Below are 14,005 nucleotides of genomic sequence, written 5' to 3'. Positions count from 1 at the left end.
ATACCCATTTCGGCCGGAACGGGTAAGACGAACCTTAATAGGAGGAATGAATAATGAAGAAGTTATTTTCACTTGTTATGGTCATCGGTTTGCTGCTCGGGATCGCTTCCCAAGCGAGTGCGGCCAATGGGGTCTATGTGTTTAACCCGTATCCGAATAGCTACGGCGCGGTTCCGGATTATATCGGTATTACGAAGCCGACTGGAGGTTACCAGTACGAGTTCCGAATACAGGAGATAAACAACGGATCAAGGACCTACTATTCGGGTTTGCTCAACGTGCCGACCAGCGGATACGACATTCATCATACGTTAACAAATAGTACAAAGCTCGTGCTGGCAGGCGGAACTTACAATATTGATGCATCGGTTTATGACCGTTGGGGGACTCTCATCGGCAGGGATATCGTCAAGGTTAATTTTCTATAATTACGTAAGGGATGTAATCCCCCCGCAATCGCGATTTCTCGCAGACTGGCCCTTATTCGTTCGGGGCCAGTCTTTTCCCTTCCCTCACATCTCTGCTCCCCTGTCATTCCTACATGACAATTACCATGTTCGAAACCCATGCAATCCCGAATTGATATTTTCCCATCAAGATCATGTTTCATCGTTGAATTCGGACTCATTCACTTTAGCCATATTCTTGTAATCATTTCAATCAGAGGGTTGTAATTTAAAGCAACTTAATCAGCTCTTCTAGCTCATCAACCAATACTTTTGCAAGTTCAAAATTAGTATCTTTTAAAGCCAATTCTATTTTCATTTCAACTGATTTTTTATTTTGTTCAGCTTCTAGATAGCCTTTATCAAAATGACTAGCATAAATCATCTGTCTAAATTCTGGCATACTCATTTTTCTAATCGACATATCGTCAATGATTAAAACATAATCCATACCATTTACAACAGTATAGAAATCGTGAGAAATCATGAGAATCGCGCCTTTATAGTCTTCAATGGCTTTCTCCAGTGCGATTTGTGTATAGGTGTCTAAATGGCTTGTCGGTTCATCAAGAAGCAATACGTTTGCTTTACTGGCTGAAACTTTAGCTAATTGAAGCAAGTTTTTTTCTCCACCAGATAAAGCTTCTATCTTTTGATTAACGATTTCTCCTTCAAAACCATAGTTTGAAAGATACGATCTAACCTCATCATACGTTTTAAACCCAGCATCGATGAATTCTTCTAGTATGGTATTAGAATCCTTTAGCATTTCGCCTTGAATCTGACTTAAATAAGCCACTTTAACATCAGCATTTATTTCAATTGATTCATCATTATTTTTAAAGATATCTCGGAGTAAAGTCGTTTTCCCGGTACCGTTCGCACCAATAATGGCTACTTTATCTGTCGATTTTATCTCAAAGTTAACATTGTCTAAAAGCAACTCATCAAAGGCAACACTATAATGATTAACATTTACAACAATGGTGTCTTCCATTTCATTATCAATACCAAAACTAATATTCGGTTGCTTAATATCAACAAATGGCATTTTAATTCTACGCGTTTCCAATCTTTCTTGAAACCTAACTCTAGCTTTTAACGCTTTCCCTCTAGATGCATGTGAATTATACGTTGCGATAACTCTAAGATTAACGATTGTTTTATCGTTTCTCTTAATTTCTTCATCATCAGCGATTGCGAGTTCTTGCAACTCAACTTTAGTCTGAAGTAATGAGAAGTTATAATCAATATATCGCCCATCAAACTCTTGGATTTCCGTGTTTTCAAGGTGTATAATTTTGTTGAAACAATGATTCAATAGATATCGGTTGTGCGTAACAACTAGCAGTATTCCCTTGTGAGAATTAATAAGATTTTTAAGCGCATTTAGGTTTTCAAAGTCTAAAAATACATCTGGTTCGTCCATAATCATTAAGTCTGGACTATTAAGCATTTCCTTCATCACTTGAATAAGTTTGAATTCTCCACCACTCAGGTCAGATACCCTAATATCTTTTAGCTTCATGAGGTTTGCTTGATTTAGTTTCTTATTAATGTTGCTTTCAAAATCATCCCCACCGATTGCATCAAATGCGTCTAAAGCTAATTGATACTGTTCTAATAACGAATCAATATCCGATGATGTTTCCATTTCAGTACAAATAGATGTTATTTCATTTTGTATCTTAATAAATTTTTCCCCTATATATTCAAAAACTGTTGTTTCTTTCGTTTTGTCTAGTTGTGAGAATTGACTTACATGACCAATTTTACAAGTCGGGTCTATTTCTAACTTGCCCTCGAAAATATATCTTTCTGGATCCATCAGTATATCTATCAATGTACTTTTCCCACTGCCACTTGTTCCTATAAAAGCGCAATGTTGTGCCTCTTCTAACGTAAATGAAATGTTATTATATAGTTCTTTTTGCGGAAATGAGAAGGATAAGTTATCAACTTTTATCATAGTATTACCTTTCTTATAACTAAAATAGTGACTATTATTAGATTTATTGCAAAACATAGATTTTGAGTTTACCTTTGTTAGAGTAACACTGTTTACAATCAACTACAATTGATTTGTATTCCCATCCCTTGAGGGTCAAAGTTCCATGTTGTACAATCAAAACTTGCCGTTACTTATGATACGGTTCAGCTTAACGGACCTATCGGCGAACATTACTAAAGAAGCAGCCAAGGATGCTCCTCTTTAAATCACTTATTTATCACTTAGACTAGCTTTATCCCCGCTATTCAACCTGTTATATACATGAAAAGTTACCTTTGTCCCTATACCTAACGTACTTTTGATATGAAGTCCTGTTCCGAAGTGCCGTTTTAATCGCTGATCCGTATTTATCAATCCGACACCTGAACAACTATTTACTTTTCTTTCTAATATTCGTTGCAATTGAACTTCGTCCATTCCAACCCCATCGTCTTCAACGGTTATCTCTACATGCGTCTCATAGACAGAAGTCCGAATAAAAACCTTTCCCCCACGAATGCGCTTCATAACACCATGTATTATCGCATTTTCAACGAGAGGCTGGATCGTAATAAATGGGACTTTTATTTCCTCGCAGCCATCTATCTCCCAAATAACCTGTAACCTTTCTTCAAACCGAACCTTTTCAATATATAGATAAGAACGCACCAGACTTAGCTCCTCTTCGATCGGAACAAGCCCATCCATATTTTGAAATTTAAATTTATTCCTCAGATAATTGCTGAACTCATTGAGCAAATTGCGCATCTTATCCAAATTAATATCGCTTAGAGCTGTTACAGCATTCAACGCATTAAATAAAAAATGAGGCTGGATTTGCGCTTGCAGCCATGCAGCTTCTAATCGCAGTTGTTCCCGAACAGAATGTTTAATCGTAGTTAGCGCCTCGATTCGCGATTTTATTTCTATTGCTTCCACTGGCTTCGTCACATAATCGTTAGCCCCCGCAATAAAACCGCTCTGAATGTCTTTCGGTTGGCTTCTTGCGGTAAGGAGCAATACAGGGAGCTCCGTGAGTGTAAACCGCTCGCGGATCAAACGCGTCAGCTCATAACCGGACATCTGTGGCATCATGATATCGGAGATGACCAGATCCCATTCCTTTGTATCCAGTAAAGCCAACGCTTCTTTACCGCTCGTTGCCATCGTTACCTCATATTCGTCTGGCGGTAGTATGGATTCAAGCACTTGAAGATTGATAGGATCATCATCAACAATTAATAGGTGCGGACGATCGTGATCCATTTTTAATAAAGTTGGTTGTTTCGCAGCTTCCGGAATTCCCACTTTGTCCAAATCGACCGAGGAGGCAATTTCTTGAATCGCCATAGATTGTAATGTATACGGTTTGAATGAGTTGGATACATCATTTTCTTCTTCCGCTTTCAAGTCTGCTAGCTTTAATGAAAACGTAAATGTTGAGCCTTCTCCTAAAGCAGAGGACACATCTAACGCACCTCCATGAAGCTCAACCAGTTGCTTGCTTATACTTAAACCTAACCCAAAGCCACCTTCAATCATGGTCTCACTCGCGCTCGCTTGCTCGTATGGGCGGAATAGGCGCTTAAGCATGTCCTCGTCCATTCCGATTCCCGTATCGGTAATAACGATATAAGCTCGTCCATCCTTTGCAAAAGCTTGAATCGAAACAACCCCATCATTCGTATATTTCACAGCATTATGAAGTAAATTGAACACGATTTGGATCACCCTATTCTCATCCGCAATTACTGGAGGGAAATCTTCCGAAATTTGATTTGCAATTTGGACAGACTTTACTTCTGTATTAAATTGCAGCATATTCATTACTCCGGTCACGATTGACTGGATAAATACGGCTCTTTTCTGAAGACGCGGATTGCCTTCCCGTAAACTCATCACATCAATCAAATCGTTCAATATCAATGTCAACCGACGTCCTACGGATAATACCGTTTCAAGCTCCTTAATGCTCCGTTCCTGCAATAAATGCTGTTCCCTTTTTAAAACGGATTGTGACATGTTAAGCATGCTATGCAGCGGATTTTTAAATTCATGCGATGTGTTTGCCAGAAATTGATCCTTATGGTCATTCATTCTTTGCAAGGTTGCAGCAAGCTCTTTGGTGTTCGAATGCATGATAAAGTATCCCTTAAACCATTCAGAGGCTAAACAACCCATCGCAATAATCATATCGAACGGATAGTAGACAAGACTCAAACTGCTATCTATCAAGATAAACGACCAAAGAGAATGGTTCATCAACGCAAGTAAAGAGAAAAGCAGTAAAAGATTGCTCTTTAAACCTGTGATTACTTTTTTAAACATTGTAATCAACGTGATAACTGCAGCAATACCAATTAATAGATAATAAACCGGAAAGAGCATAATCACTTGAGATGGATCTAAAAACAAAGTGATGCCGACAGTCCCTAGATTCATTACTTTATAGACAGGGTACATCCTACGCCAATAAGGAAGCTCGCGATGATTCGTACACTGGAGCAAAGCATAGGCTGCCATAATGAGAGCAATGTTCGTTATCCGAAAATCCCAAACACTTCCAATATAAAATAACTGGTGGAACAACTTCTCATCAACACTAAATACACTCGTGATCGTTACACATATTGCAAGCAAACTGAAATAAAGCAGCTTCATTTCCTTATTTCCTAGTAAATACAAAATAAGTGCATAGACTGCATGCATAATGAATATAATCGCTGCCAAAAGCTGCATAGAAACGGAAGCTTTCATCTCTTTGGCAATGGCTTCTTCTGAACCAAATTTAATGGATCGGACAATGCCCCCGCTTCGACCATCCACATAATTTGCCGCCTGAATGACGAGTTCGATTACACCGTTTTCGTCTGCTGTAAAGGTTGTAGAATAAGGTAGGTCCTTCGAAATATAATCATCCTTTGTTGTCGCCACCTGTCCGGATTTAGTAAGCAATCGACCGTTTACATATAATTCTGATGCAGTGCGTACGCTGGGTACACGAATACTGTAATTAAGGTTCTTTGCCGGGTCTACATAAAGACGCAATCGATAAGAACCATACCCGTATGGAGATGGCTTGTCAGCATGCAAAGCTTCACTCCATCCTCCCGGTACCTGAATATGCATTGGCGCATTATCACCTAACAATTGTTTCCGACTACCCTCTATTAACCATTGCGAGGGATAGAACTCCCATTCCCCATCAAGTAAGAGAATACTACCATCTTCTGCATTCCAATTGCGCAAATCGAATTGCCCATTATAAATTGACGCCTGTTTGGAATTATGAAACGTTCCCATCCATAAAATGCGCAAACCGGTTAAAACAACTAATATCAACACTAGCAATAATATAATATAGCTCTTTTTCATTTGATATTTGGATGAGTGAGTTTCCAAGAAGTATTCTCCCCTAGTCATTTTCTTTTAAGACATTTAGTAAAGACCTTTCCATAACTTACCACAGTTAACATAGCAGAGAAACGGACGAGAGAGAGGTCTTTATGTCTATTATATAGCAATACCTACTTGGATAATTTTAGTTATTCAATTCGGATAAAAAAAAGAATGAACAAAGCATGTCATTCGACGATATTGATATTTCGCAGGCTGTTTTCGCCCTATTTGTGATACGGTTCACCGCAATTAATATTCAAATCTAAATGTTGAATTTTTGTTGAATTTCCCTTAACAACTTTCATTTGTTGATTCAATGTAACTCTTTGGTCGAGTATTTCAAAAAATTGTAATACTGCATAAATGAAGACAATCTACACGATGTAAATACTTTTTGAAGTTGGTAATTGACTTCGTGTTGACCTTCGAACCATTAAAAATACACCACCAAGGTATACAATCAACATAGTGATGTTCCTCATTCAGGAGATGAATAACGGATCTAGGACCTACTATTCGGGCATGCTCAACGTGCCGTCCAGCGGATACGACATTCATCATACGTTAACAAACAATACGAAGCTCGTGCTGGCAGGCGGAACTTACAATATTACCGCATTGGTTTATGACAATTGGGGGACTCTTATCGGCAGGGATGTAATCAAGGTTACTTTCCTATAATTACGTAAGTACTTTCAAGGCAGCTGTCAGTTCGGCGTTATTGACTTGAGGTTGAATTCGGATATATACAAAAAGCCGCCATGACCCTCGGGCTACATGGCGGCTTATTTGTCGTTAAGTTACTGTTATACCTTCCTTGGGTTTGCTTCGTCCCCCACCGCAAAAGGATTCCCCTCCACAGAACTCCAATCACTCCAGCTGTCAACTGTTGTATGAAAATGGTTTCAAGGAGAGAACGTTGGGCATGTACAGACAACGAGATTCTCCCAACGACGCAGCTTAGCATCGTCTGTCGCCACGGCAGCTTTCGATTCTGTTATGACCTGTCAGTTGGTCCTCATTTCACCTTTAGCAAATTCATAATCATTGTGATTGCTTCTGCTCTCGTAGCAGTTGCACTAGGCGCAAACACGTTATTTCCAATGCCCGCAACAATTCCCTCTTCTCTAACTGCTAGAATAGCTGGCTTTGCCCATGCCGGAATATCCTTATCATCTACAAAACCTGTAGAATCTACGGTTGCCAGTCTGGCTCCATATGCCCGAGCAATCATTACCGCCAGTTCCGAACGTGTGATGTTAGCGGTTGGACGGAATGTTCCATCGTTATAGCCGGCCACGATCCCTGCAGCTACAGACTGAGCTACCGCATGTTGTGCCCAAGCACCAATCTTGTCGTTATCACTAAAGTTGAGCGCTACGCCGCCTCCTGTCGATTTGAGGGCGTTCATTAACATGACTGTAAATTCAGCACGTGTAATCGCCCCATTCGGTTTGAATGTTTGATCTGAATAACCAGTTACGATCCCTTGGCGTGCAGCTTGCTGGATTCGCTCTTCGGCCCAGTGTCCAGCGATATCGGAAAACTTCAACTCATCAGTTGGAGTAACTGGAGGCATTGGCGATGGCGTTGATGTTGGTGATGATGTTGATATTGGTGTTGATGTTGGTGTTGGTGTTGGTGTTGGTGTTGGTGTTGGTGTTGGTGTTGGTGTTGGTGTTGGTGTTGGTGTTGGTGTTGGTGTCGGGCCGCCACCATTATTGGTCGGTTCAGCAGCACGAGTAACGATGATCGTGTATACCTTTGAATTTCCTTTTTGTGCGTTTACGGTAACGGTAACGGTATTTTCTCCTACCGCAAGATTGGAGTTACCTGCCACTTGAACGGCAGCATCAGGATCGGATGTCGTGTGCGTAATAGTTACTGATGTTTGAGCATATGGGATGCTTACAGGATAGGGACCGGTTTGTCCTGATGAAAAGTTTGTTACCGTTGTTCCATCCACTTGGAGATCAGTCAAGTTAGCATCATCTGGCGCGCTGTCATATATATCAATCGATAAGCTTTTCGATGCACTTGAGCCGAACAAAAAGGTCAAAGTTGCAGATGTGTCCTCTTCTAGCGTACTCAAATATTCCTTTTTAATTGTAACGGTTGAGCCGTCTAATGTGTACTCGCTGTCTTCTTCTAATAAGGTTGATCCATTCGTAATGCCTGTAAATGTATGACCATTCAATTGCATAGTTACCGTTATGTCTGCTTGCTCGGGTACATATTTATCAAACCATGCATAATTAGAGCTAATTCTACTGTCAATTGTAGAAAGCAAGAGCGAATGATCAGATCCAGCAGTTATTGTTGTAACCTTTCTTTGAAAATCAATTTTTTTCGGACTAAGCTCGTTAGCGGCAATGCCATGCCCTAATTGCCCCGCAGCCCCTGCACCAAAGGAATAAACATCACCGTCTGTCGTTAAGACGAGGGAAAAGGTTCCTCCGGCTGAGATCGCTGATACCTCCACATTGTCTAAAGCAGCAATTTTTTTGGGACTGAGCTCATTATTGGTATCGCCATGCCCCAATTGCCCATAGTTCCTGCCAAACGCAATAATGCCACCACCAAAGGAATAGACATCGCCATCCTCTGTTAAGATAAGGGAGTGAGACTCCCCGGCTGCAATCGCTGTTACTTTTACATTGTCTAATGCGTCTATTTTTTTAGGAAGGAACTCGATATCGGTATTGCCATGTCCTAATTGTCCAACGTTAGTACCGAGACCGCCAAAGGAATAGACCTCGCCATCCTCTGTTAAGATAAGGGAATGATATCCCCCAGCCGCGATCGCTGTCACCTTTATATTTTCTAATGCTTCAATTTTTTTAGGACTGAGCTCGCTCGTAGTATCGCCATGCCCTAATTGCCCAAAGCCCCCATCGCCAAAGGAATAGACCGCACCGGTAACTGTTAAGGCAAGAGAATGATACGTACCTGCTGAGATTGCTGAAATCTCCGGTAATCCTTCGATTTTTGTTGGAGTTGTCTTGGCCTCATTATTACCATGCCCTAATTGCCCGTAGCTGTAACCGCCACCACCGCCAAACGAATAGACATCGCCCGTAACCGTTAAGGCGAGGGAGTGATATTGCCCAGCTGCAACAGCTTTCACCTCAGGTAAATCTGTAATCTTTACCGGTCTGCTTCGGTCATTCAAATTACTGCCCAGCCCTAATTGCCCGCGATAGCCACCGCCAAAGGAATAAACCTCTCCTTGTTCGGTTAAGACGAGGGAGTGATAATATCCCGCTGCAATTCCTTTAATATCCGCTACTTCCTCGATCTCTTGAGGAGATGAAGTGTTGTTATAAGCCGCACGTCCTAATTTTCCATTACCAGAATTGCCAAAAGAATAGACACCTTGCACAGATGGCTCCGTATCGGCAGAAACGTACGATGGTGCAATCACCATTGGTTGAACGATACTGATCAGCAATGCGATGATGAGTAATTTTAAGAAAAGTCCCTTGCTAGATTTCTGTACTGCATGATTGTCGAAAATAGACATACTTCTTAGACCTCCTGTGTCGAATAATGCGAATTGTGAATCGTCCATAGTATATAAAAAAGGGGCATGAGAGAAATCAACCGAAAGTTGTAGACAGCCAATAAATGCTGAAAACACAAGCATAAACGGCTATCGCCGTCCCTGGCAGCGTAAGCTAACGTTTCGTGGATACACAAAAAAAGCCGCGGTGAGCGGCTGCTTTCGGAAGTTTATTCAGATTAGACCCAATTCTTTTGCTCGAGCAATTGCCTGACTTCGGCGTCTGACTTCCATCTTTCCATAGATGTTGACAATATGCGTCTTCACCGTGGCTTCGCTTATTCCTAGACGACCGCCGATTTCCTTGTTGGAGAGACCGTCAGCTATCACGATGAGCACATCCATTTCACGAGGCGTAAGCGGTTCGGCCAGCCCTCTTCTTCCCATCTCGCTTCGCGCAGAAGAGGGAGCCGCTTCCCATTCATTCGCCGTACTTTGATTCAGGAATGACATATAAACGGAGCGGCTGACCATCAATTCCAAAATAGTTAAACTTCTTTCCGAGAATACGCCACGCATTTGCGTATTTTCCAAATACAGCAATTGCGGGCGCTGATCCACACCTACATGAACGGGCATGCATAGGATCGCTTGAGGTGTATTCTTCCTGATGTACGCGTCTTTGGCATAAGAGCTTGATGCCGCATGGCCAACGCGGATGGTCTGGCCGGATTGGCACACATGCCGAACGATAGATTCCGCATAGAAGCCATCCCTGCCAGAACGATCGTCTGCTCCGAACGTTTCCGCGATCTGGAAGTCGTCCTCTTTGACATCTATGAGCATGCCACGATCAGCACCAACTTGCCGGCAGGCAGTCTCCAGAAAACTCCGAATGAGCTCCTTAGCATCTCCTTCGACTGTCCAAGTTGAAATCTGCTGAAGAATGATCTCCTCACTGTGCGAAACGGCTTGATCCGTTAGCGGGAGTCGACGTTTCTTGGTCTCAGATTCATTCCTCTCGATCGGCGATTGAGCTTGTATCCCATGCACACCGACTGTCATATGCCATAGTTCCGGTCGTTTTGTTTGGAGTTGATTGACCTTCGCAAGTATACCCCAATCCGAATACGTCATGCAGGCATTCATTAATGAGATAGCCGCGCCGATCGGGCTGCCGATCTCCTCGTATAAGGACGATAAGCGCTCGCTTGCTATCGCTTCCGACAACCCGTGGCCTTCCTCTTTGGCTTTCGAGATAGCTGCTTCATAGGCCAGTAGTGCGGCGCTGGTGCGACCGGTCAGCCGATTACATTCTGCCTGAATCAAGCCATGCATGGCGGAGCTTCTACCAAAAATGCCTGTCCACTTTTTCATTTTTCGAGAGAGTTGTTCCAGCTTGCGTACGATGACGCGCCTTTTCTTCGGAGCTGCTTCCATAGCTAGTCCGGCCAGCGCTAGCGCTTCATAGATGCGCAATTTGCGATTCTGTACCCAATCCAACGAAAATTTGAGATCTCTACCCCGATTGGCCCAAAACAGTGCTTCCTCATGTTTTCCCGCTAAATAAGCAGCTTCCAGCTTGCAAATACACCTATAGTTATCGTCATTCACTCGATCCAGGCGTTCAGGCACGCTCACGTAACGAAGAAGCAAGGATTCATCCTTTAATGCATCGGTATACAATTTGGCTGCTGAGTGAAGTGCCAACGTTTTATCGTCAGGAATCGTCAACGTCTCATCTTGGATGTAAGAAAGGAGTTCATCCAATTCCCGAATGCCCTCGTTATGCGTAATCATGCAAGTGATCATAGCTAAGTTGGCGGTGATTGCGTCCGAGCTTTCTACCGCTCTTCGCATCACCTTCCGTAAATCTTGTGCCGACTCTTTGGGATACTCCAATTGCTTGGACAGCCCTAAGAAAAAAAGGAGCCGATATTGCTGTACGGAACTGACGTCGCTAACCGAGTACAGCGGTTCCATTACTCTCGTTGGCAGCCAATCATACAGGTTAGGGATCGATCTTTGAATAATCATTTCATACATGCAAATCAGGCTGATCAAGGAATCGATCAACCCTTTATTCAAGCCATAACGAATAAACCTGGTCATCAGCCAGATAAACTGCGCGGGATTGTGAATAAGCCACGGAAGGCTCACACTCAATACGATTTCGGCAGTCGTCAAATATGCTTCGTCAGCTTGTCCGTCGGGTAATTGTTTCAGCTTGTTTCGAACGTTTCGCAGAGCGCGCTGCGTCCCGATGATCTCTTTCAGCAGACTAGCTTTAGAGACCGAGCGGGGAACCGTCCAGCCATAGCGAGTCAACGCTTCTAGGCCGCATTGCACCGCTTTCGCATTGTCGACAAGGGCGTTCATATTAATTTGAGAAATGGCAAGGAAAGATCGATCCTTGTCGTTTAACCGATGAGCAAAAGGCAATAGATTCAAATATTGCTCTCTCGATTGCTCAACTTCCGCGCAATAGTAAAGACACGCCGCGTATTGCAGCATCATCCGGCTAGTGAACTCGTCGGGCTCCTCTTCTCTTAAACCCTCCAGCTTCAAGCCCTGTTCATAAAATCGCTTTGCTTCTTGATACTTCTGCAATTGTACCGCTTTCTCGCCGGCACATTCATTTAGCTTTGCCAGTTCTCGCTTTTCCGGGTCTGTCATCCGATTCAAGCCCCGATTCAAATGATCAACCGCTGCGAGAAAAACGGTAGGCTCATCATTGGATAAGCGTTCGTGCATCGCTCTTCCAATCTTGAGATGCCACTTGCCTTGGTCTCCTTCGAGCGTCGTATAGAGAAACTGTTGAAAAGATGAATAAACAAAAGCGTATACGAAACCGCTATGTGCGATTAACGGCGATCCGTCGTCGCGACTTATGATGCCTTGGCTCTCGGCCAGCTTCAAGTGATGTTCCGCTTCCGCCTCGGAACAGTCGCAAATCCGCGCAAGAAGCGACGAATGAAACCGCATGCCCATCACCGATGCAACGGCGAGTATCAGCTTCGTTTGTTCCGAATACATTAGGTAACGAGCCTCGAATAGACGAATGACCTGTATGGATTCATCTGTCCGAACGATGATTTCTTCCTCCCACATCCATTGATGCCGTTTCGTATCATAGTACAGCTTTTTATCTAGATACCAACTCGTCAATAGCCCTTGGAGTCGTTCAGGATTACCCTCCGTCCTGTGATAGGCCGACCTTGCCAGTGTATGCACGCGAGGTGAATCATCGCTGACGATCGCTGAAATCAGTTGTAGAATATCATTATATTGCAAGTTATCCAGCACGATTCGTTCGGCAGGCGCGCCTTGATCGGAACGAGAAGCTGTTACAAGCATCATACCGTTTACGGTACGTTCCTTTGTAAGTCGGTCGACAAGCGCTAACGACCAGAGATCCAGCCATTCTGCATCATCCAAAAATAAAATAAGCGGCGATCCGTTCTGCGCAATGCAGCGCATCAATGTATGCAATATGTCTTCCGTTCGGTTTTCGGATTCTCCCAGGGATAGAGGGACGTTTGTTTCATCCTTCCACAATAGGTTCGCCTCTGGCAGCAGTCCCGCCAATAGGGAAATCTCATTCCCCAATTCACGCTGAAGCCAGCTTTTTATCGCTATAATCTCATTGGCCGGATAGTTCCATATTTGCTTGAACCATTCGGTTACTACGTGAAGAATAGGTTTAAAAGGGACGTTCTGTTGCCCCGTCTCGCATCGCGCTTGAATAAACACCCCGCCAAGCTCATCCACTCTCTGCCGAAAATACGCTGCCAGTGACGTTTTGCCCGTCCCTTTATCTCCCTTTATGGATAGCGAGACGTACTCGCCCTCAAGTGCTCTTCGAAAAGCCGCCTCCAGCTGTCCGAGTTCTGAAGCGCGTCCAAATAGGCTCGCCGGATACTGAAATCGACTGACGAGATCGTATTTTCCAATATCGAACGGGAGTGACGGTGCTTCATCGTTTATATAAGAAGCAAACTGCTTCAAATCCATGAGTAACCCGTAGGCTGTTTGATATCGATCATCAGGGTTCTTAGCTAGCAATTTCCATATCATTACTTCCAATACCGATTCCCGCAAATATGGAGCCGCTTCACGAAGCAAGACCGGTTTATACACGAGATGGACATAGTTCCAGTCTTCGTGCTGCAATGGTTCATAAGGTAAACGGCTCGTCAGCATTTCATAGAAGATCATGCCGAGAGAGTACAGATCGCTTCGTCGGTCCGGTTTGCGAACAATCAGATTTGATTGCTCCGGGGACCGATACGCCTTGTTTTGTGACACACTATCAGTGAGCTTTATCTTAAAAGGAGATGAATCCACGGTGATCGTGGAGGGATTCAAATTGCCGATCGTTTCGTTGTGCTGATGAATTTGATGAACTAATTCGGTCATTTCAATGGATAGTTTCATAAATTCTTCAATTTGCAAAGGGCCGCCCGATAAAATAGCACTTAATTTCCGTTCACTATGAGTCGTCATGTTTGATGTCTCCAACCGGCTGTATTTATATGGAACACAATAGGATTAGTATATTATATCTATTATATATGCGAACTGACAATGGTCCACAGTCTGTGAGTCTGAGATGTTTTTTACAAAGAAGAGTTCGTCACATTATGACAGATCAATCCGAGAACCCCC

6 protein-coding genes are annotated in these 14,005 nt (G+C 43.1%); 2 read left to right on the top strand and 4 right to left on the bottom strand.

Features of this window, described 5'->3' with window-relative positions; translation table 11 throughout:
* Positions 1–53 precede the first annotated feature (53 nt).
* Positions 54–428 carry a hypothetical protein gene (locus tag AC1DPK_RS09880; RefSeq protein ID WP_477510165.1) on the top strand — a complete coding sequence of 125 codons (375 nt, stop codon included), beginning with the start codon at positions 54–56 and terminating at the stop codon, positions 426–428.
* Positions 429–675: 247 nt separating this feature from the next.
* Here the strand turns inward: AC1DPK_RS09880 and AC1DPK_RS09875 are convergent, their stop codons facing one another.
* Positions 676–2,415 (bottom strand): ABC-F family ATP-binding cassette domain-containing protein, encoded by a 1,740-nt coding sequence (locus AC1DPK_RS09875; protein ID WP_477510164.1) that lies wholly within the window; start codon positions 2,413–2,415, stop codon positions 676–678.
* 252 nt (positions 2,416–2,667) lie between these two features.
* Complete coding sequence (locus AC1DPK_RS09870; RefSeq protein ID WP_477510229.1) at positions 2,668–5,811, bottom strand: hybrid sensor histidine kinase/response regulator; 3,144 nt, start codon at positions 5,809–5,811, stop codon at positions 2,668–2,670.
* A gap of 546 nt (positions 5,812–6,357) precedes the next feature.
* On the opposite strand from AC1DPK_RS09870, the gene AC1DPK_RS09865 reads away from it, so the two are divergent.
* On the top strand, positions 6,358–6,516 hold the full coding sequence (locus tag AC1DPK_RS09865) for a hypothetical protein (protein ID WP_441877967.1): 159 nt from the start codon (positions 6,358–6,360) through the stop codon (positions 6,514–6,516).
* Between the two features lie 337 nt (positions 6,517–6,853).
* Here the strand turns inward: AC1DPK_RS09865 and AC1DPK_RS09860 are convergent, their stop codons facing one another.
* Both AC1DPK_RS09860 and AC1DPK_RS09855 read right to left on the bottom strand, forming a co-directional pair.
* Entirely contained in the window at positions 6,854–9,358 is a 2,505-nt protein-coding gene (locus AC1DPK_RS09860) for an RCC1 domain-containing protein (RefSeq protein WP_477510163.1), read from the bottom strand.
* Positions 9,359–9,571: 213 nt separating this feature from the next.
* Positions 9,572–13,843: an AAA family ATPase gene (locus tag AC1DPK_RS09855; RefSeq protein ID WP_441877963.1), complete on the bottom strand. Its 4,272-nt coding sequence runs from the start codon at positions 13,841–13,843 to the stop codon at positions 9,572–9,574.
* Between the last annotated feature and the right edge of the window lie 162 nt (positions 13,844–14,005).

Source organism: Paenibacillus sp. 01T424, assembly GCF_056398745.1.
Note: the sequence above shows the minus strand (reverse complement) of the source record. Positions and strands in the feature narration are given on the sequence as shown.

Excerpts from the sequence above, each read along its gene's own strand:
- AC1DPK_RS09855 (WP_441877963.1), bottom strand. The coding sequence starts at position 13,843 with ATGACGACTCATAGTGAACGGAAATTAAGTGCTATTTTATCGGGCGGC.
- AC1DPK_RS09865 (WP_441877967.1), top strand. The coding sequence starts at position 6,358 with ATGCTCAACGTGCCGTCCAGCGGATACGACATTCATCATACGTTAACA.
- AC1DPK_RS09860 (WP_477510163.1), bottom strand. The coding sequence starts at position 9,358 with ATGTCTATTTTCGACAATCATGCAGTACAGAAATCTAGCAAGGGACTT.
- AC1DPK_RS09880 (WP_477510165.1), top strand. The coding sequence starts at position 54 with ATGAAGAAGTTATTTTCACTTGTTATGGTCATCGGTTTGCTGCTCGGG.
- AC1DPK_RS09875 (WP_477510164.1), bottom strand. The coding sequence starts at position 2,415 with ATGATAAAAGTTGATAACTTATCCTTCTCATTTCCGCAAAAAGAACTA.
- AC1DPK_RS09870 (WP_477510229.1), bottom strand. The coding sequence starts at position 5,811 with ATGAAAAAGAGCTATATTATATTATTGCTAGTGTTGATATTAGTTGTT.